The organism is Vibrio sp. TRT 21S02, assembly GCF_050113675.1.
Classification (GTDB): Bacteria; Pseudomonadota; Gammaproteobacteria; order Enterobacterales; family Vibrionaceae; genus Vibrio.
The window spans coordinates 1-18,974 of the sequence record NZ_JBNJOI010000030.1; the positions used below are offsets into that span (position 1 = coordinate 1).

The 18,974-nt window shown below is 44.9% G+C and carries 20 protein-coding genes; 3 read left to right on the forward strand and 17 right to left on the reverse strand.

Annotated features, from left to right (window positions below; all coding sequences use genetic code 11):
• Window positions 1–233: 233 nt before the first annotated feature.
• From fusA to fkpA, 8 genes are all read right to left on the reverse strand, one after another.
• Window positions 234–2,333 carry an elongation factor G gene (gene fusA, locus ACQEXU_RS20870; protein ID WP_427012168.1) on the reverse strand — a complete coding sequence of 700 codons (2,100 nt, stop codon included), beginning with the start codon at window positions 2,331–2,333 and terminating at the stop codon, window positions 234–236.
• A gap of 154 nt (window positions 2,334–2,487) precedes the next feature.
• Window positions 2,488–2,958 carry a 30S ribosomal protein S7 gene (gene rpsG, locus ACQEXU_RS20875; protein WP_005382796.1) on the reverse strand — a complete coding sequence of 157 codons (471 nt, stop codon included), beginning with the start codon at window positions 2,956–2,958 and terminating at the stop codon, window positions 2,488–2,490.
• Between the two features lie 100 nt (window positions 2,959–3,058).
• Window positions 3,059–3,433 (reverse strand): 30S ribosomal protein S12, encoded by a 375-nt coding sequence (gene rpsL, locus ACQEXU_RS20880; protein ID WP_004399892.1) that lies wholly within the window; start codon window positions 3,431–3,433, stop codon window positions 3,059–3,061.
• Between the two features lie 178 nt (window positions 3,434–3,611).
• Window positions 3,612–3,887, reverse strand: coding sequence for a sulfurtransferase complex subunit TusB (tusB, locus tag ACQEXU_RS20885; RefSeq protein ID WP_427012169.1), 276 nt, complete (start codon window positions 3,885–3,887; stop codon window positions 3,612–3,614).
• Between the two features lie 7 nt (window positions 3,888–3,894).
• The gene (gene tusC / locus ACQEXU_RS20890; protein WP_427012170.1) at window positions 3,895–4,251 is read right to left on the reverse strand and encodes a sulfurtransferase complex subunit TusC; all 357 of its coding nucleotides are present in this window, start codon (window positions 4,249–4,251) and stop codon (window positions 3,895–3,897) included.
• A complete protein-coding gene (gene tusD / locus ACQEXU_RS20895; protein ID WP_427012171.1) occupies window positions 4,248–4,643 on the reverse strand; it encodes a sulfurtransferase complex subunit TusD in 396 nt (131 codons plus the stop codon). Before tusD ends, tusC begins: the two co-directional genes overlap by 4 nt.
• A gap of 2 nt (window positions 4,644–4,645) precedes the next feature.
• Entirely contained in the window at window positions 4,646–5,362 is a 717-nt protein-coding gene (locus ACQEXU_RS20900) for a helix-turn-helix transcriptional regulator (RefSeq protein ID WP_367988014.1), read from the reverse strand.
• A gap of 166 nt (window positions 5,363–5,528) precedes the next feature.
• Window positions 5,529–6,326: an FKBP-type peptidyl-prolyl cis-trans isomerase gene (gene fkpA / locus ACQEXU_RS20905; protein ID WP_427012172.1), complete on the reverse strand. Its 798-nt coding sequence runs from the start codon at window positions 6,324–6,326 to the stop codon at window positions 5,529–5,531.
• A gap of 137 nt (window positions 6,327–6,463) precedes the next feature.
• On the opposite strand from fkpA, the gene ACQEXU_RS20910 reads away from it, so the two are divergent.
• Both ACQEXU_RS20910 and ACQEXU_RS20915 read left to right on the forward strand, forming a co-directional pair.
• Window positions 6,464–7,450 (forward strand): WD40 repeat domain-containing protein, encoded by a 987-nt coding sequence (locus ACQEXU_RS20910; protein WP_427012173.1) that lies wholly within the window; start codon window positions 6,464–6,466, stop codon window positions 7,448–7,450.
• Window positions 7,447–7,671 (forward strand): SlyX family protein, encoded by a 225-nt coding sequence (locus ACQEXU_RS20915; protein ID WP_367988011.1) that lies wholly within the window; start codon window positions 7,447–7,449, stop codon window positions 7,669–7,671. The genes ACQEXU_RS20910 and ACQEXU_RS20915 overlap by 4 nt, the downstream gene beginning before the upstream one ends.
• Before the next feature lie 9 nt (window positions 7,672–7,680).
• Here the strand turns inward: ACQEXU_RS20915 and ACQEXU_RS20920 are convergent, their stop codons facing one another.
• The 9 genes from ACQEXU_RS20920 to tsaE all read right to left on the reverse strand — a co-directional run bounded on the left by ACQEXU_RS20920 (window position 7,681) and on the right by tsaE (window position 17,046).
• Window positions 7,681–7,866, reverse strand: a complete 186-nt coding sequence (locus ACQEXU_RS20920; RefSeq protein WP_427012174.1) for a DUF2065 domain-containing protein — start codon at window positions 7,864–7,866, stop codon at window positions 7,681–7,683.
• 79 nt (window positions 7,867–7,945) lie between these two features.
• Window positions 7,946–8,923 (reverse strand): protease modulator HflC, encoded by a 978-nt coding sequence (gene hflC / locus ACQEXU_RS20925; RefSeq protein ID WP_427012175.1) that lies wholly within the window; start codon window positions 8,921–8,923, stop codon window positions 7,946–7,948.
• A gap of 2 nt (window positions 8,924–8,925) precedes the next feature.
• The gene (gene hflK, locus ACQEXU_RS20930; RefSeq protein ID WP_367988007.1) at window positions 8,926–10,110 is read right to left on the reverse strand and encodes an FtsH protease activity modulator HflK; all 1,185 of its coding nucleotides are present in this window, start codon (window positions 10,108–10,110) and stop codon (window positions 8,926–8,928) included.
• 45 nt (window positions 10,111–10,155) lie between these two features.
• On the reverse strand, window positions 10,156–11,445 hold the full coding sequence (gene hflX / locus ACQEXU_RS20935) for a ribosome rescue GTPase HflX (RefSeq protein WP_427012176.1): 1,290 nt from the start codon (window positions 11,443–11,445) through the stop codon (window positions 10,156–10,158).
• A 42-nt stretch (window positions 11,446–11,487) separates the two neighbouring features.
• Entirely contained in the window at window positions 11,488–11,754 is a 267-nt protein-coding gene (hfq, locus tag ACQEXU_RS20940) for an RNA chaperone Hfq (protein ID WP_367988005.1), read from the reverse strand.
• A gap of 191 nt (window positions 11,755–11,945) precedes the next feature.
• The gene (miaA, locus tag ACQEXU_RS20945) at window positions 11,946–12,893 is read right to left on the reverse strand and encodes a tRNA (adenosine(37)-N6)-dimethylallyltransferase MiaA (protein ID WP_427012177.1); all 948 of its coding nucleotides are present in this window, start codon (window positions 12,891–12,893) and stop codon (window positions 11,946–11,948) included.
• Window positions 12,890–14,836: a DNA mismatch repair endonuclease MutL gene (mutL, locus tag ACQEXU_RS20950; protein ID WP_427012178.1), complete on the reverse strand. Its 1,947-nt coding sequence runs from the start codon at window positions 14,834–14,836 to the stop codon at window positions 12,890–12,892. Before mutL ends, miaA begins: the two co-directional genes overlap by 4 nt.
• A 9-nt stretch (window positions 14,837–14,845) precedes the next feature.
• On the reverse strand, window positions 14,846–16,588 hold the full coding sequence (locus ACQEXU_RS20955; RefSeq protein ID WP_427012179.1) for a LysM peptidoglycan-binding domain-containing protein: 1,743 nt from the start codon (window positions 16,586–16,588) through the stop codon (window positions 14,846–14,848).
• Complete coding sequence (gene tsaE / locus ACQEXU_RS20960; protein ID WP_367988001.1) at window positions 16,582–17,046, reverse strand: tRNA (adenosine(37)-N6)-threonylcarbamoyltransferase complex ATPase subunit type 1 TsaE; 465 nt, start codon at window positions 17,044–17,046, stop codon at window positions 16,582–16,584. The genes ACQEXU_RS20955 and tsaE overlap by 7 nt, the downstream gene beginning before the upstream one ends.
• 210 nt (window positions 17,047–17,256) lie before the next feature.
• Between tsaE and queG the strand changes: the two genes are divergently transcribed.
• Window positions 17,257–18,378 (forward strand): tRNA epoxyqueuosine(34) reductase QueG, encoded by a 1,122-nt coding sequence (gene queG / locus ACQEXU_RS20965; protein ID WP_427012180.1) that lies wholly within the window; start codon window positions 17,257–17,259, stop codon window positions 18,376–18,378.
• Window positions 18,379–18,974 lie beyond the last annotated feature (596 nt).

The following is an 18,974-nucleotide window of genomic DNA, read 5'->3' on the forward strand; positions in this document are numbered from 1 at the left end:
TGTTTTACCGTGGTCAACGTGGCCGATAGTACCAACGTTAACGTGCGGTTTAGTACGTTCAAATTTTTCTTTAGACACGATCGTGTTCCTTCCTAGTTATGATTCGCCACGATCAACTATTGACCGAGACGCGCCAGAAATTGCTATTTTATGCGCCAACGTCCGTCAGCGCAATATTTCGACGTAGTGATCTGACAAAAAGTCGTATACTTTTTAAGGATCAATACAATCTATTAGTATCCACGCTCCGCAATGATTTTATCTGCGAAGTTTTTCGGTACTTCAGCGTACTCGTTAAACTCCATAGAGTAAGACGCACGGCCTTGAGTTGCAGAACGTAGGTCAGTTGCGTAACCAAACATCTCAGATAGAGGTACTTGAGCGCGGACGATCTTAATACCCGCCACACCTTCATCCATACCTTCGATCATACCGCGGCGACGGTTAAGGTCACCAACAACATCACCCATCCAATCTTCTGGAGTAGTTACTTCAACATTCATCATAGGTTCTAAAAGCACAGGTTGTGCTTCAAGTGAGCCTTTTTTGAATGCCATCGAGCCAGCGATCTTAAACGCCATCTCATTAGAGTCAACATCGTGGTAAGAACCATCAAACAGCGTTGCTTTAATATCTAGAACCGGGTAACCCGCTAGAACACCACTGTTCATTTGCTCTTCGATACCTTTCGATACCGAGCTGATGTATTCCTTAGGAACTACACCACCCACAATTTCGTCAACAAAGACAAAACCTTCGCCAGGTTCAGATGGCTCCAGTTTGATCCATACGTGACCGTACTGACCACGACCACCAGATTGACGAACAAATTTACCTTCTACTTCCGCGCTGCCACGGATAGTTTCACGGTAAGCAACCTGTGGTTTACCTACGTTACAGTCGACGCTGAATTCGCGCTTCATACGGTCAACGATGATATCTAGGTGAAGCTCACCCATACCAGAGATCAGAGTCTGACCCGTTTCGTCGTCCGTTTCTACACGGAAAGATGGGTCTTCTGCTGCTAGTTTACCTAGTGCGATACCCATCTTTTCTTGATCGGCAACAGAGCGAGGCTCTACTGCGATCTGAATAACAGGATCAGGGAATTCCATGCGCTCCAGAATAACCTTATGGTTCTGGTCACAAAGCGTATCACCTGTTGTTACCTCTTTCAGACCGATCGCAGCAGCAATATCGCCTGCGCGGACTTCTTTGATCTCTTCACGCTTGTTTGAGTGCATCTGTACGATACGACCAAAACGTTCTTTCTTCTGCTTAACAGAGTTGTATACCGCATCACCTGAGTTCACGACACCAGAGTAAACACGCATGAATGTCAGCGTACCTACAAACGGGTCTGTCGCGATCTTAAATGCTAGTGCTGAGAATGGTTCGTTGTCGTCTGCATGACGCTCAACTTCATTATCATTGTCATCAACGCCTTTAATCGCAGGAACATCAATTGGTGAAGGCAAGTATTCAACTACCGCATCTAGTACCGCTTGAACACCTTTGTTTTTAAACGCACTACCACATGTAGCCAGTACGATTTCGTTATTTAGTGTACGTGCACGTAGAGCTTGCTTGATCTCAGCTTCAGTCAGTTCACCTTCTTCAAGATACTTATCCATTAGCTCTTCAGTCGCTTCTGCAGCAGACTCAACAAGGTTGTTGCGCCACTCTTCTGCAAGCTCGACCATATCAGCTGGGATCTCTTCATAAGTGAAGGTTGTACCTTGATCTTCTTCGTTCCAGTTGATCATCTTCATCTTGATCAGGTCGATAACCCCCTTGAAGTCATCTTCCGCACCAACGTTAAGTTGAATTGGAACAGGGTTCGCACCAAGACGGTTTTTGATTTGATCAACAACGCGTAGGAAGTCCGCACCGGCACGGTCCATCTTGTTGACGAATACCATACGTGGAACATGGTATTTGTCTGCTTGACGCCATACGGTTTCAGATTGAGGTTCAACACCTGATGAACCACAGAACACAACAACGGCACCATCAAGTACGCGCAGTGAACGCTCTACTTCGATAGTGAAATCCACGTGTCCAGGAGTATCGATGATGTTGATGCGGTGGTCTTGGAATTGCGCTTCCATACCACGCCAGAAAGTTGTAGTCGCAGCGGAGGTAATAGTGATACCACGCTCCTGCTCTTGCTCCATCCAGTCCATAGTAGCAGCGCCATCGTGGACTTCACCGATTTTATGAGAAAGGCCAGTATAGAACAGAATACGTTCACTTGTGGTTGTTTTACCTGCGTCTACGTGAGCGACGATACCAATGTTACGGTAGCGCTCAATAGGTGTTTTACGAGCCACGATTGAATCCTCTTGAATTAGGGACTATTGCTATCTCTAGTTACTTTAGCCTGCTTTTACAGTTTTTTACTTGCCCTAGATATAGCAATAGTTCCTAGGCTTACGCATAGGAACTAGAGTAGAGCCGCGGGGATTCCCGCGGCACTGAAAGGTATTACCAACGGTAATGTGCGAACGCTTTGTTTGCGTCAGCCATGCGGTGAACGTCTTCACGTTTCTTAACCGCAGTACCTTTGTTCTCAGACGCGTCTAGCATTTCAGCAGCTAGGCGTTGAGCCATAGATTTTTCACCACGCTTACGCGCAGCTTCAACCAACCAACGCATAGCAAGAGCGTTACGGCGAACCGGACGTACTTCTACAGGTACTTGGTAAGTTGAACCACCTACACGGCGAGATTTAACTTCTACCGCTGGGCGAACATTTTCAAGAGCTTCTTCAAAAATAGCTAAGTGGTCTTTACCAGACTTTTCAGCCATAGCATCTAGTGCAGTGTAAACGATTTTCTCTGCAGTAGATTTTTTACCGTCAACCATTAGGATGTTAACGAATTTTGCCAGCAGTTCAGATTTGAACTTTGGATCTGGAAGGATCTTACGCTGACCAATGACGCGACGACGTGGCATGGATTTTCTCCGTTGTCTTCTTCAGGTTTTATCCAAAACTTTTCAGTTTTTTCAAAAAATTAAAAATAATTTAGTGTTTGGCCTTACTTAACGGAATCCATTAAGACTTAGGACGCTTCACACCGTACTTAGAACGACCTTGTTTACGGTCGTTAACGCCAGCACAGTCAAGTGCACCGCGAACAGTGTGGTAACGTACACCCGGAAGGTCTTTTACACGACCGCCACGGATTAGTACAACACTGTGCTCTTGAAGGTTGTGACCTTCACCGCCGATGTACGATGTAACTTCGAAGCCGTTTGTCAGACGTACACGACAAACTTTACGAAGTGCTGAGTTAGGTTTTTTAGGTGTAGTAGTGTAAACACGAGTACATACACCACGTTTTTGTGGGCACGCTTCTAGTGCAGGCACGTTGCTTTTAACAACTTGCTTTGCACGTGGCTTACGTACCAACTGGTTAATAGTTGCCATTAACTAGCTCCTGATTTACTTGAAAGTAAGCTTTGTGAAAAATCTATCCCTAACAGCGGTTGGCAGTTAGGGACGCAAAATTCTATGCAGCAGTGAGAGGTGTGTCAAGAAATATACGGATCTTTTTTGTTCAATTAGGGCAATTAGTCCGTAAAGCTCAATCGACAGGAAAGAAGGGTTAATCCCAAGTCAGAGATTTGGCTTGTTTTGCTGTTAGTTCAACAAAGCCAGCATAGCTAACCACCTCAATAGATGGGCTAATGCGATTGCTCATGCCACGGGCTTCAATATCGCTTTGCAGAGCAAACACTGATGGACCTTTTACCTTGCTGAACGCCTTATGCTGAGGGTTCGCAGCGTACACGGCATCTTCAATCAGCAAGACATCATCTTGCTCACTGTACAGTGCCATTGCATCGTCTAATGCAGTTACGGATTTGATGATATGTAACATGGCTTCCTCAGAATGACAGCAGTTTGTCCGCTTGTTGCAGTTTAACTTTTAGTTGCTCACTATTTAGAGCCTCTGCATCAATGACTAAATCGGCTTGAGCCAAGCCACGCTCAGTAAGCGAATCGGCACAAACAAACACTTGCTCAATATCGTACAAGTCGAACAGCTTTAGCATTGGTGCGTAGTCTTTGCTTAAGATGCCATTAGGCTCTTGCCCAAGCAGCAACTGATACACACCATCGCCAACAAATAGGACTGTGATGTCTTCACAGTACGCAGACGCTGCCAATAGCGCATCCACACCTTCACGCCCCGCATTGTTACCATGAGGTGCGCTACGAAATAGGTAAGTTAACTGACTCAAAACTGCACCACTCTATCTTGGGTTAACATAGCTTCAGCTAAGCTGCCTAAACCGGATTGCTCGAACCCTGTAGCTAGGTTGTTCTGCTCCAGACCATGTTGATTCGCTTCATCTTCGCTGATGATACCGCGACGCAAAGCCGCTGCTACACAGGTTTCCAAACGAACATCGTGTTGCTGTGCGAGTGATTGCCATGCTTTGGTTAAATCAAACTCGTCATTGGCAGGCACGCTCAGAGCCGTACCATTGGTAACGCCATTTTGGTAAAAGAACACACTCACCAGAGTATGCCCTTGTTCAATTACCGCTTGTGCGAATTGATATGCGCTGCGCGCCGATTGACTGCCGTAAACCGGACCGTTCACTACCAGCGTGTAAGTTAATCCACTCACGCTTATTCATCCTCAGTTTTACGCTGACGAATGTATAGGTAAACAGTGTGTTTAGAGATGTTCAGACGATCTGCTACACGGTTGATAGCGTCTTTGATATCGAAGATACCTTTGTCGTACAGCTCCATGACGATCTGACGGTTCTTAGTGTTATTCGATACCGATTTATCGGCGTTGATCTCTTCAATTGTGCGCTCAACTGTTTGGTCGACCAGCTCTTCCACATCACTTGCGAAGTTAACGGACGATGCCGCTTCTTTCGCTTCTTGCGTTGGCATGAAAGACTGAAGAACTTGAGAGAAAGGCGCATCAAGGTTGACGTTGATACAAAGCAAACCAATCACGCGGTTTTCACCATTACGAATAGCAACGGTGATCGACTTCATCAATACGCCACCTTTGGCGCGGGTGAAGTACGAGCGTGAGAAGTTACGTTCAGAACCTTCGATGTCTTTCAGCATTTTAAGTGCTAAGTCAGTGATAGGAGAACCTACCTGACGGCCGGTGTTCTCACCGTTAGCAATTTTGATCGCTGAGGTATTGAGATCTTCCAAGGAGTGAAGAACGATCTCACAGAAAGGGCCGATTAGACTGGCAATGCCATCTACGACGGCTTCGTAAGATCTTAAAATGATTTTATCGTGCTCGGAAAATGGCATCACGGTAACAGATTCCATTTCGAGCAACATATCCGCATTAATTGTTTCTGTAGTTGTCACTGGTTTTGCCTTAGAGCGAAAAATCAACAAATTGGTGTAAGTTTATCAGAAATTTTGAATTGCACACCTAGCTAACTGACAATCTAGTGATTGAGAACAAATAAATTCCGATGAAAAAAGAAAGGCCTGACAATGTCAGGCCTTTCATAAAACAAATAATCAGTGTTTATTGTGTTGCTTTATAGCCGTTATCGATTTTTAGTAGCTCAACTTCAAAAACTAGCGTCGAGTTTGCAGGAATCGTTGGCGTGTCTTGTGGGCCGTATGCAAGCTCTGGTGGAATAACAAACTTAAACTTAGAGCCAACAGGCATCAGTTGAACACCTTCAGTCCAACCTGGGATCACGCGGTTTAGTGGGAATGTTGCTGGTTCACCACGATCGTATGAGCTGTCGAATTGCGTGCCATCAATCAATGTACCTTTGTAGTGCACCTGAACAGTATCCGTATCTTTAGGCTGCTCACCTTCTGCTTTGGTCATAACTTGGTAAAGTAGACCAGAATCCGTCTTCACTACGTCAGCTTCTTTTTCAAAGTTAGCACGGAACTCATCACCAGCAGTTTTGTTCTTTTCTGCTTTTTCAGCCGCTTGTTTTTGCATTTTCTCTGCAACACGCTTATCTAAAGACTCAAGAGCTGCACGAGTTTCTTCTTCATTAAGCTCTGCTTTGCCAGCAAAAACGTGTTCAATACCTTTAAGTACCAACTCTTTATTTAAATCAATACCGATCTCACCCGGCTTATCTAAGCTCGTGCTTAGGTAGTTAGCGAAAGAAACACCAATTGCGTATGCCGCTTTATCATCTTCTGTTTTGAAATGAACAAGTTTGCCAGTTTCGGCCTGAACCTGTTGCTCAACCGCTGGTGCTGGCTCAACTGCCGCTTTTGTTTCTTCTTCTTTTTGACAGCCCGCCGCTAACGCAACTGTAGCCGCCAGCAGCGACACTTTAAAAATTGATTTCATTGATTTCTCCAATTGATGGCTAACCATTTGTCTTTGTGCACAAAACGATAAGAAATTCTGGTGTGCACGATCGTGTTGTACCAATATAACGAATATATTTAGCAAATAAACCAAAACCAAGTGGATATTTAGACTTGATGCGGATAATCTCTCACACTCTATTCATCACCATTGTCATTTCTGCGTTAACTGGCTGTTTTTTCTCGGCCAAACCCGATCAACGCTGGGAGTTAGACGCTAACGGAAGCACCAGCTTTGCATTAAGCCGGGATGCCCGCTTTGCACTTATTTACTCCAAAGAACACCACCTAGTTTTATGGGACTTATACCAAGATAAAAAGCTTGCTCAGCTTGGCCAACAAGATCCGCAAGCCAATACCGTCTCACGCATTCGCATTTCAGATAATGGACGCTTTGCCGTCACTGCCAGTCAGATAAATTTTGCCGTTTGGGACCTAGGTTGGACACAATCAGAGGGCCTTTGGTCAATATCTGACGGTTTGATCCGCGATGTCGATATTGCCAGTAACGGCGAACAAGTTTTGCTTGGGTTGTCGAATGGCAAAGCCATCTACGTCAACTTAGTCACTGGACGTCGACTAGAGTTCCTTGCCCATCAAGAAAAAGTGAATTCTGTGGCTCTCTCCCCAAATGGACGTTTTGCTTTAACAGGAGGGAATGATTACAAAGCCTATTTGTGGGACACCAACAGCGGACAAATTTTACGCACATTTGAACATGAGCAACGTGTCATTCGCGTCGCCTTACAACGTGATGGGAAACTCGCCTTTACGTCAGATGGCGGGAATCAAGCCATCATTTGGGATTTAACTACTGGTCAATCACAGGCGAAACTAAGCAGTTTCTCTCGTCAGCTGATTTTTTCTACAGCTCGGTTCTCCGATGATGGCCGCTGGCTAATGACCGGAACACCATCAAGCAGAATAACCATTTGGGATAGTATGACGGGGAAAAAAGTACAAGGGTTTGAAGCGGAATCGTTAAAAGATGCACGCCCACCACGGGCAGTGGTGTATGATGCTGCTTTTGACAATCAGCAACGAGTAGTCACAGGCACTTCGGCCGGTATTGCTCAAGCGTGGACAGTAGATATAGAACCATGAGCGATAATATTCAAAAGTTAGAAGAGCGTATCAACGATCTTGAATGCCAACTAGCCTTCCAAGAGCAGACCATTGATTCTCTCAATGAAGCGCTAAGCCAACAACAACTTTTGATTTCAAAAATGCAAGATCAGATGAAGTATGTTGTCGGCAAAGTGAAAAATATGGATACGTCGAACTTAGCTGACCCTTCTGAGGAAACACCACCTCCTCATTACTAAACAAGATAGCTAAGAAAAAACGTAAGCAATCACCACGCCAGCAACCACTAAACAACCACCGATGCGACGTAATTGATTGTCTGGTTGCTCACTTAGCTGAGCAACCATATTGCGCCATCCATTTGGAGCAATCAGTGGCCCTAATCCTTCAACGATCAATACTAATCCGATAGCCAGCCAAATAGAATTTGACATATTAACCTCTACTCATTTGCCTTAGTCGCTAGAAATAATAAAGGCTCCTATAAAGGAGCCTTTTAGATTAGATTCTTTTTTATTTCGCAGCTGCGCCAGAAGCATTGTTCATGTACTGGAAGAAATCACTCTTCGGATCCAGAACAAGAATATCACTCTTCTCGCTAAACGATTTTTCGTATGCTTTCAAAGAACGGACAAAGCCGAAGAACTCTGGGTCTTTGTTGTAAGCATCAGAATAAATCTTGGCCGCTTTTGCATCCGCTTCACCACGTGTTACACGTGCAGTTTTATCGGCTTCAGCAAGTACTGTTGCGACTTCTAGCTCTGCTTGAGCGCGAATAACTTCTGCACGCTCACGACCTTGAGAGCGGTGCTTACGAGCAACCGATTCACGCTCAGCACGCATACGCTTGTAGATTGAGTCACTGATGTTGTCAGGAAGGTTGATTTTCTTCATACGGAAATCAACGATCTCAACACCAAGGTCAGTCAGTGCGCTATCACGGGTACCTTCCAGTACGTTTTCCATGATCTTGTCACGCTCGCCATCAATCTCTAACGCTTCTTTTGCTGCTTCTGTAGTGACTTCTTCGCTATCAACGCTATCTGGTAATACGTCTTTATTACGTGGACCAGAAACAATCTGCTTGATTTCACGAGCACCGATTTCAGAACGAAGAACGTCTGTTACTTTACGCTCAAGTAGCGCTTCAGCAGTCAGAACGTTACCGCCGCCTGTTGTCAGGTAGAAACGACCGAAGTCTTCGATACGCCACTTAACGTAAGTATCGATAATTACGTCTTTTTTCTCTGACGTTACAAAGCGGTCAGAACGACCATCCATTGTCTGAATACGAGCATCTAATGTTTTTACGCGGTCAAACAGTGGCATCTTGAAGTGAAGGCCAGGTTCGTAAATCTTAGAAACGCCGTTGTCATCAAGAACACGACCGAATCGGATGACGAGACCTCGTTCACCTTCTTGGATAACGAATACTGACATCAGTAACAATACAATCGTTACAACTAATACAGGGATCATTAACTTACGCATTCTTAATATCTCCCTTGACGTGAACCAGTTGTACGAGATTGCGAGTCTGAAGTAGTGTCATTTGACTGAGTCTCAAGCTCAATTTGGTCATAGGCAGAAGTTGACTTCAGCTTACGCTTGGTTTGAGTTTGCCCCTCACCAGCTAACTTATCGATCGGCAAGTAAAGTAGGTTGCCGCTTGACTCTGAATCAATCAGAACTTTCGATGTACTGCTGTAAACTTCTTCCATAGTATCTAGGTACAGACGGTTACGTGTAACCTCTGGCGCTGCTTGATATTCTGGCAATAGCTTTTCAAACTGAGCTACTTGACCTAGTGCTTCGTTAACAACGCGCTCAGAGTAACCCAATGCTTCCTTCTTCAGACGCTCAGCACGACCTGTTGCCTTAGGAAGAATATCGTTACGGTAAGCTTCTGCTTCACGTTCAAAACGCTCCTCATCCTCACGAGCTGCAATAGCATCATCGAATGCATCTTTTACTTGCTCAGGTGGACGTGCAGACTGGAAGTTGACGTCAACGATGACAACACCCATATCGTAGCTATCAATAATTTCATTCAGCGTTTCTTGTGTGCTTTGACGGATTTGTTGACGACCACTGGTTAGGATACTATCCATCAGAGAGTCACCCACAACAGCACGCAGAGCAGAATCAGTTGCTTGGCGTAAGCTGTCGTCTGCGTTCGTTACGCGGAATAGGTATTTGTATGGGTCAGCAACACGGTACTGGACATCCATCGCAACGGTTACTACGTTTTCATCTTTGGTCAACATAAGACCTGATGAACGCAGTGAGCGGATCGCCTGAACGTTAACCGGTTCGTATTCATCAATGAAACGAGGACGCCAGTTTAGACCAGGATCGACGATGCGGTCATACTTACCTAATCGAAGTACCACACCACGCTCGGCTTCACCGATCGTGTAAAAGCCGGAAACAAACCAGCCAACGACCAAAGCCGCAACAATCAGACCGAGGCCAATTGCACTGCCGCCTCCAATAGACGGACCTTTGCCGCCTTTACCAAACTTTCCACCCAGTTTCTGACTCAGTTTATTAAATACTTCGTCCAAGTCTGGCGGACCTTGATCACGACCACCTTTACCACCGCGATTATTGTTACCCCAAGGGTCATTATCGCGGCCGTTGTTGCCGTTGTTATTACCAGGCTCATTCCACGCCATTAGAAAGCTCCATCATTAGATATGACGTTATACTGTAGCAGTCATTTAAGTAACTATAAAGTCACGTAAATCTGCCTCTTCTCTTTTTTCAAGTCTAGACCAATCCACTTGTTGCATTCGAACATTAATCAACAAGTTTCCATCCTGATCATATTCCTCATGTTGAATACAGTTCAACTGAAAAAACGTACTGCGGATCCTTCCTTGATGTTGAGGCGGTATACATAGCTGATATTGCACCATCTGACTGGCTAATCGCTCTGTTAGAGCTTCAAAAATCAGTTCAATACCTAACCCTTCCATCGCAGAGACCCATACAGTACGAGGAATACCCTCTTCGTCTCTTTCGATTCGCGGATTTTGTTGGTCAAGATTGTCAATCTTATTCATGACGGTTAGAGATGGCACCTCATGGGCATCAATCTCTTCAAGAACATCATGAACAGCTTGAATGTTCTCACGAAAACGGTCGTCACTGGCATCAACAACATGTAACAAAATGTCAGCTTCTTGCGTCTCTTGTAATGTTGCTTTAAATGCGGCAACCAAATCGTGGGGCAAGTGACGAATAAAACCAACCGTATCTGCTAATATGGCAGGTCCAACGTCAGCAAGTTCAATTTTTCTGAGGGTTGGATCAAGAGTTGCAAACAACTGATCCGCCGCATAAACACCCGCTTCCGTAATTCGGTTAAACAGGGTCGACTTACCCGCGTTGGTATAACCAACCAACGACACGGTTGGGATTTCTGCTCGATTTCTTGCTCGGCGACCTTGTTCACGTTGCTTCGCAACTTTATCCAAGCGACGTAGAATCGCTTTGATACGATCACGCAATAAACGCCGGTCAGTTTCTAGCTGAGTCTCACCCGGACCACGTAAACCAATACCACCTTTTTGCCGCTCTAGGTGGGTCCAACCACGAATAAGGCGCGTTGAGATATGGCGAAGCTGTGCTAGCTCGACTTGCAACTTACCTTCATGGGTACGGGCACGCTGAGCAAAAATATCAAGGATTAGACCGGTACGATCAATCACACGACATTTACAAAGGTGTTCGAGGTTACGTTCTTGGGCAGGAGAGAGGGCGTGGTTAAAAATCACCACATCAGCCTCAGCAAGCTGCACTGCGTGAGCAACTTCTTGAGCCTTACCCTCTCCGACATAGTATTTAGGGTGAGGAGACTGACGACTACCAGTAATTACCTGTAGCGCAGAAACCCCAGCGGAAGAAACTAACATTTCAAACTCGTTAAGATCTTCCCATTCCCCTTCTTGCGTGAAGTTGATATGAACAAGTACGGCTCGCTCACCGGCTTCATAACGGTCAAACAAGCAATCAACTCCTTAAAATAATACTAGTATTAGGGTTCAGAATTAGTCTTCTGATTTTTCTTGCGGACGATCAGATGACTGAGCACGTTCACCACTGTGATGGCTAACTGGACGTGCTGGTACAACTGTTGAAATCGCATGCTTATAAACCATTTGGTTTACAGTATTTTTCAGAAGAATTACGAACTGGTCAAAAGATTCGATCTGACCTTGTAGCTTGATACCATTTACAAGGTAGATAGATACTGGAATACGTTCGCGACGTAATGCATTTAAGAATGGGTCTTGTAAAGATTGCCCCTTAGCCATTTTATTTTTCCTTATTTGTAATTTTGTTTTAATTATTTAGCTAGTGGTGCGCTGCAATATAAAAGGTGCGGCCCTTGCATCTGAGCTAAACGAATAAAAAAACACCCTGTCATTCCCTGTTATGACGTCTTTGACAACAAATTTCAAGTAACAGATCCTTTGTAGGGCACGTTCACGCAAAAGCGATCACATTATACACAACGAAAACCTTCAGATGCTATTGCATTTGAAACAGTTTCAAGCGCTTCATCAATGTTCTCACTATCTAACCAAGTTAAATTATCCCAGCTGCGTAACCAGGTAATTTGTCGCTTGGCCAATTGACGGGTTGCACAGACTCCACGAAACACCGCTTCATCCAACGTACAATTACCATCAAAATAGTCCCACATTTGTCGATAACCGACACAACGAATAGATGGAAGATCAGGGTGAAGATCTTTTCGAGCGTAAAGTGCTTTCATTTCCTCTTCAAAACCTGCTTCAATCATTTTTTCAAACCGCAGTTCGATTCGCCTGTGGAGCTCAGCCCTTTCCTTGGGAGCTATAGCAAACTGCTTAACGCGAAACGGCAGGCTTTCCCCTTTAATTTGCGTCAGTTCAGTCAGAGTTTTACCCGAAACACGGTAGACTTCCAACGCCCGAGATAATCTTTGTGGATCATTCGGATGTATTCTGGCAGCCGATACAGGATCAATCTCTTTGAGTTGATCGTGCAGCACCTCCCAGCCTTGAGTCAATGCCTCTTGCTCAATTTGTTTACGAATTTCAGGATTTGCAGCCGGAAGTGGTGATAAACCTTCCAGTAGTGCTTTGTAATAAAGCATGGTCCCACCCACGAGCAAAGGAATTTTACCTTGTGCTGTGATGTCATGCATTTCTTTTAACGCATCACGGCGAAAGTCTGCTGCTGAATAGGCTTCACTCGGATCCAAAATATCAATTAGACGATGAGGAGCTAAAGCCTGCTCTGCTTCATCTGGCTTTGCTGTGCCAATATCCATGCCTTTATAAATTAAAGCGGAGTCCACCGATATGATCTCGATGGGAAACTTCTGGCGCAAACGTATCGCCAATTCTGTTTTTCCTGAAGCCGTCGGCCCCATTAAAAACAACGCTAAAGGTAGTTCTTTACTCATAACTCTAATGCTGCAATGGTGGCAGTAAAATCGACATGACGAACCAAGGTCTCATCATGCAATGGAAGCTGCCCCTGCCACAGTTGCTCAACTTCTGAAATAATTTGAATGGCTTCCGACAAAGTGTAGCTGCTTTTTACTTGTGTGATCTGCAACGTCAACCAATCGGCCAAATGAGCATTGTTTAATTCACCACTTTGCGAAGCTGCGTAAGATAGCAGATCCGGGATCAATTGTTGTAGGTTTTGTTGTCTTAGTGGCTGGGGAACACCCATAACCATGATCGCCTTAGGATTTCTGGCTTTTAACTCAATTCCAAATGTTACAAGTTGTTCCCTTAATGAGTTAGCACAATCAAGCAATTGCTGATCTAACTTCAAAGAAAGAGGCACGAGTAAAGGTTGGGCTTTCAGTGCTCCCTGTTGGGTATTAAGCTGCCCTCGTACTCGATACCACTCCGCACGTTTAATCGATACCAGTAGGCTGGTTTGTTTGTCAGCCATTAACAGATACTGTTCCCCTACCAGATTGATAGCTTTGCCTAACGATTCAATCGTTGACGTCGCTTCAATTGCCTGTCTGTTGCTTGCTTCCACTTTTTTGGGATTTGGCTGTGGTTCAATAAAATCGGGGGTTTGAAGCAACTCTTTATAAGCCCGCACTTCTTGCTTTGAAGGTGCTGGCTCACTATAACGATCCGGTGTGGAATTGCGAGATGCAGGTTTTGCTGATTCTATCCATTCACTGCGTCGCGGAGCATCACGAACCTCTCTCTCTGTACTTTCCTCTTTTCTTGGATAAGTTGGAGTTTGCTCAATCGCTTGATAAACACGCTCTGGAACCTGAACAGCACACGCTTCTTGGTGCTCAGAAGTTTCCGTTTGCGCCTTTATCTCAGTGGCATCATGAAAAGCAGAAGGGTTCACCTCTTGGCGTTCAATATGTGCGCCTTGCGCCAATGCATCACTGAGGGCTTGATAAATAAAGTCATGTACTAGTCGAGCTTGATGGAAGCGCACTTCGTGTTTCGCAGGATGCACATTCACATCAACCTGATGCGGGTCAATTTCAATAAACAACACATAAGCGGCAAATTGATCTGGGCGTAGGCTGGCCTCGTAGCTTTGACGTATTGCATGATTGATGAGCTTATCACGCATCATGCGTCCGTTAACGTAGCAATACTGCAGATCGCTCTGTTGCCTAGCGCCGTCAGGTGTCGTTACCCACCCATGTAGCTTCAACCCTTGATGCTCAAGTTCTATCGCTAACATATGACGTACAAAAGCACTGCCACATACGGCTGCAATCCGTTTCTCAGCTTGAGACTGAGTTTTTGACGCTCGGTACTGACGCACCAATTTGCCGTTATGACGTAAGTTAATCGTCACATCAAAGCGACTCAAAGCGATACGTTTGATCAGCTCATCAATGTGACTAAACTCTGTTTTTTCCGTACGAAGAAACTTTCGCCTCGCGGGCGTATTAAAGAACAGATCCAACACTTCAACCGAAGTACCAATTGGATGAGCAGCAGGCTGGATATTCACCTGCATATCGCGCCCTTCGGAATAAGCAGACCATGCTTGAACTTGTGTTGCAGGGCGAGAGGTAAGGGTAAGACGAGAGACAGAGCTAATACTTGCCAAGGCCTCACCACGAAAACCGAGGCTAAGAATGGCTTCTAAATCATCAAGCGTATGTATTTTCGAAGTCGCGTGGCGGCTCAGTGCTAAAGAAAGTTCTTCTTTGACGATCCCTTTGCCATTATCTCGAACCCGAATAAGCTTGGCTCCTCCTTTTTCGATATCAATATCGATTCGAGTCGCACCGGAGTCCAAGCTATTTTCAACAAGTTCTTTGACTACAGAAGCTGGTCTTTCGACCACTTCCCCGGCCGCAATTTGGTTTGCCAGCCTGGCCGGGAGAATTTTTATCGTCATAGTAAACGCTTAGCGATTAGGAATGATCAACACCTGACCAACGGCCAGCTCATCAGAGCGTAAGTTATTCGCTTTACGAATACTATTAACACTTACGCCATACTTGCTAGCAATCTTACCTAAAAATTCACCGCGCTTCACTTTATGCTTGCGTAATACAGGCTCTTTAACTTGAACCTTTGTGGTTATCTTGAGTTTTTGCCCCAGTCGAAGCGTATCAGAGCGCAAATTATTTTCACGCTTAATCGCATTGATCGATACACTGTACTTACTCGCAATTTTGCCCAAGAATTCGCCTTTCTTAACGACATGGGTAATGGTTTTTGACTTCGTTACCACTTTTGTCGCTGGTGCTGTCGACGTGTGAGAAGAAGAAACAGCAACTTGAGCACCCGGAATCACTAACACCTGACCAATCGCTAAACTTGAACTCTTCAAGTTGTTCGCACGCATGATTGCTTTCGTTGATGTTTTGTATTTTTTAGCAATCAATGACAGTGACTGACCACGAGTTACTTTGTGCTTTATTTCTTTACCACGATTTGCAAACCGAGTGCCCTCGGGTGGGTTTTGCTTGAAATAATTCACTAGAGCAACGCGTAACGCTCTCGCTAGTTTATCTTGGTGACTACGTTGGAATAATAAACGTTCTTCACTTGGGTTAGAAATAAAACCCGTTTCAACCAACACAGAAGGAATGTCCGGCGACTTAAGTACCGCCAAACTTGCATTTACTGGTTCTCTCTTGTGCAGGTGTGCCACTTTGCCCATTTCACGAAGGATCTTAGTTGCGACTTTATAACCTTCTTTTTGGGAGTGGCTAAACTGCAAATCAAGAAGTGTTTGACTCACGTTGCGGTCATTCGTGTTTTTCGCCAACACTTGACCGGCCCCGCCAAGCAACTGAGATTGCTTTTCATGATCTTCAACCCAACGAGCAATTTCAGTATTTGCACGGCGGGTATTAAGAACGAAAACTGACGCACCACGTGGTTTTGGTGAGTGGAACGCATCGGCATGAATAGATACTAGCAAGTGAGCTTTGTTTCTACGTGCGATATCAGAACGCTTATTAAGGTTGACGAAGTAGTCACCACGCCGAGTAAGCACCGCTTTCATACCCGGCACTGCGTTAATTTCTGCAGCCAGCTTTTTCGAGATCGTTAAGGTTGCGTGTTTCTCATATTTACGTGTAGGGCCGATTGAACCTGGATCTTCACCACCGTGGCCTGCATCAATGGCGACCACGATATCGGCGCTCCCATGCAGTTGAGAAGCATCTCGACTCACTTGTGTATTGTTAGAAGGCTTAGCAGGAGTCACTGGCGCAGCCACGTTACCATGTGGTAAATCAACCACCAAGCGATGCCCGTATTGACCACCCGGCGTTGGAGCCAGCTTGAACAACTGCGGCGTCACTTTTTTCTTCAACTCAAACACTAAGCGATAGGTATTTTTATCAGGTGGAGAACTCTTACGTACCTTACTCAAGACACGGCTATCCTTCACTACGATAGGCAGCTTAGTACTGAGTGTGGTTTGTTTCAGATCGACCACGAGGCGACTTGGGCTGGTTAGCGTAAAATAGCTATATTCAGCCTCAGATTTCAAATCGATAACAATTCGCGTTTCATCAGGAGAAGGCCAAACACGCACCCCTTCTAGTGCGTTAGCCCAGATGACGTTTGGGAAAAAAGCAAGAGCACAAATAAGTGAAAGGAAAACCGCTCTTATAGACTGACTAATCAACATAACTCCAACTGGGCAAGCAATTTACAACCATAGTCATTATTGGCAGAAAGCACGGCTATACGTTGTTCACCGTTGTAACGCAATTCAATATCTAAGTCCGCTTCTGGTAGCATCCCTTGACCTTTTTCTGGCCACTCAACTAAACAAATCGCATCGGTGGTAAAGTAATCACGGATCCCCATAAACTCCAGTTCTTCCGCGTCCGCCAAGCGGTATAAATCAAAGTGATATACCTGCCATTTATCCAATTGGTAAGGTTCTACCAATGTGTAGGTCGGGCTTTTTACATTACCAGCATGCCCCAAAGCTCGTACGAAACCTCGGCTAAATGTTGTTTTGCCCGCCCCGAGATCACCATGCAGGTAGATCGTCGTTTGCTGAGAGCATTGCATCGCTAAAGCTGTTCCCAGCTGAATCGTTGCTTGTTCGTCTTTAAGGGCAAATTGTTTCGTACTCATGAATTGCATTCTCTAAACTTTCAAAAATTGACTATATAAAAATCAAAAGAACAGGAATAGTAAACTGGGTTGGAATTGAGAGACAAGATCTCTTCTGTAAGTAAAAGGAAAATAATCATGAATAATGCTGTTTTTTTCCTCACAACAACGCTAGATCCCGCAATTAAGATCCGGTAAGATCCCGCCCCCCTTCAAATGAGCAGCCGTATCATGGATTACCAACAACTGGCAAATAAGATAAAAATTTGGGCTCAAGAGCTTGGATTTCAAAAAGTCGGTATCTGTGACGTCGACTTGCATCAACATGAAGCGGCATTACAAAAATGGTTAGATGCAGGGTATCACGGCGAAATGGACTGGATGGCTAGGCACGGCATGATGCGTGCACGCCCTCAGGAGCTTCATCCCGGAACAATACGTGTCATCAGTGCACGCATGGATTATTTGCCACCAGAAGCTAAATTTGCCGCAAATCTCTCCGATCCGACCCAAGCCTACATCAGCCGCTATGCATTAGGGCGTGATTACCATAAATTGGTTCGCAACCAATTAAAAAAGCTGGGGCAACGTATAGAACAAGAAGTCGGTGAGTTTGGCTATCGCCCATTTGTTGATTCCGCCCCTATTCTAGAGCGTCCTCTTGCTCAAAAAGCCGGTCTAGGGTGGACAGGCAAACATTCGCTGATCCTCGATAAAGAATGTGGGTCTTGGTTTTTTCTTGGTGAGCTGTTGATTGACCTTCCATTGCCTATTGATACTCCTAGCATAGATGAATGTGGAAACTGCACAGCATGCATAACATCTTGTCCTACTGAAGCTATTGTCGAAGATGGCATCATCGATGCGAGAAAGTGCATCTCGTATTTAACCATCGAGTACGATGGCATCATTCCCGAAGCTTTCCGAAAAGCAATGGGGAATCGCATCTACGGCTGCGATGACTGTCAATTAGTTTGTCCGTGGAATCGCTTCGCGGCACTGACTGAGCGTGAAGACTTTCATCGTCGCCCTAGCATTGAACAACCTGACTTGGTTACCCTCTTTTTGTGGGATGAAAAGACATTCCTAAAAAATATGGAAGGCTCTGCTATTCGACGTATTGGATACTTACAGTGGTTACGCAACCTGTCGATTGCGATGGGAAATGCACCTTATAAAACAGAGATTGTAGACGCCTTACAATCTCGAACTGGATTAAGCGAAACTCTCGACGTACATATTCAATGGGCGTTGCAGCAGCAAGTCTCTCAAATCCCATCACAAGCAACACCAGAACAGAAACAAAAAAGGTTAATTCGAATCATCCAGAAAGGGCTACCAAGGGACGCATAATGCGTGCCGTTTTCAGGCAACTCTTAGTTGATATTGGTCTAAAAACTAAAATGTGGAAAAAAGACAGATGTAGTGCTTGTTTTCTTACAGCTACAGAAGTTAATCACAGTGGAGATAAATGACCGGGATCAAAAAACAAGCACTTAATGATCTCTTTCGATGCTTTGCGATCTAACGCAAAACATCGCATTTCCCTTTAAATACATAGCATTAGCTGTATTTTTCATTTTTGAAAGAAAGTTAAATCACATAAATGATCTTTCAAAATTCCCACTTATACAATACAAAAAATCAGGTTACCCACCAAGTTATCCACAGAAGCGATAATGTGGATAAGTCTGTTAATGAATGGTGATATCATCGACCAGATGGTGCATACGACGAAAGCATTCACGTAAAAGCGACAGCATACGTGGATTTAACGTACAAAAACCGCTAATAAAAGCAGTGGTATTTTTTATGAGGGATTATGCTTCACAGCATGAGAAAAGAGCATGATTCAATTCATGAATCAGAGGAATTGGTTGCGGGGGCCGGATTTGAACCGACGACCTTCGGGTTATGAGCCCGACGAGCTACCAAGCTGCTCCACCCCG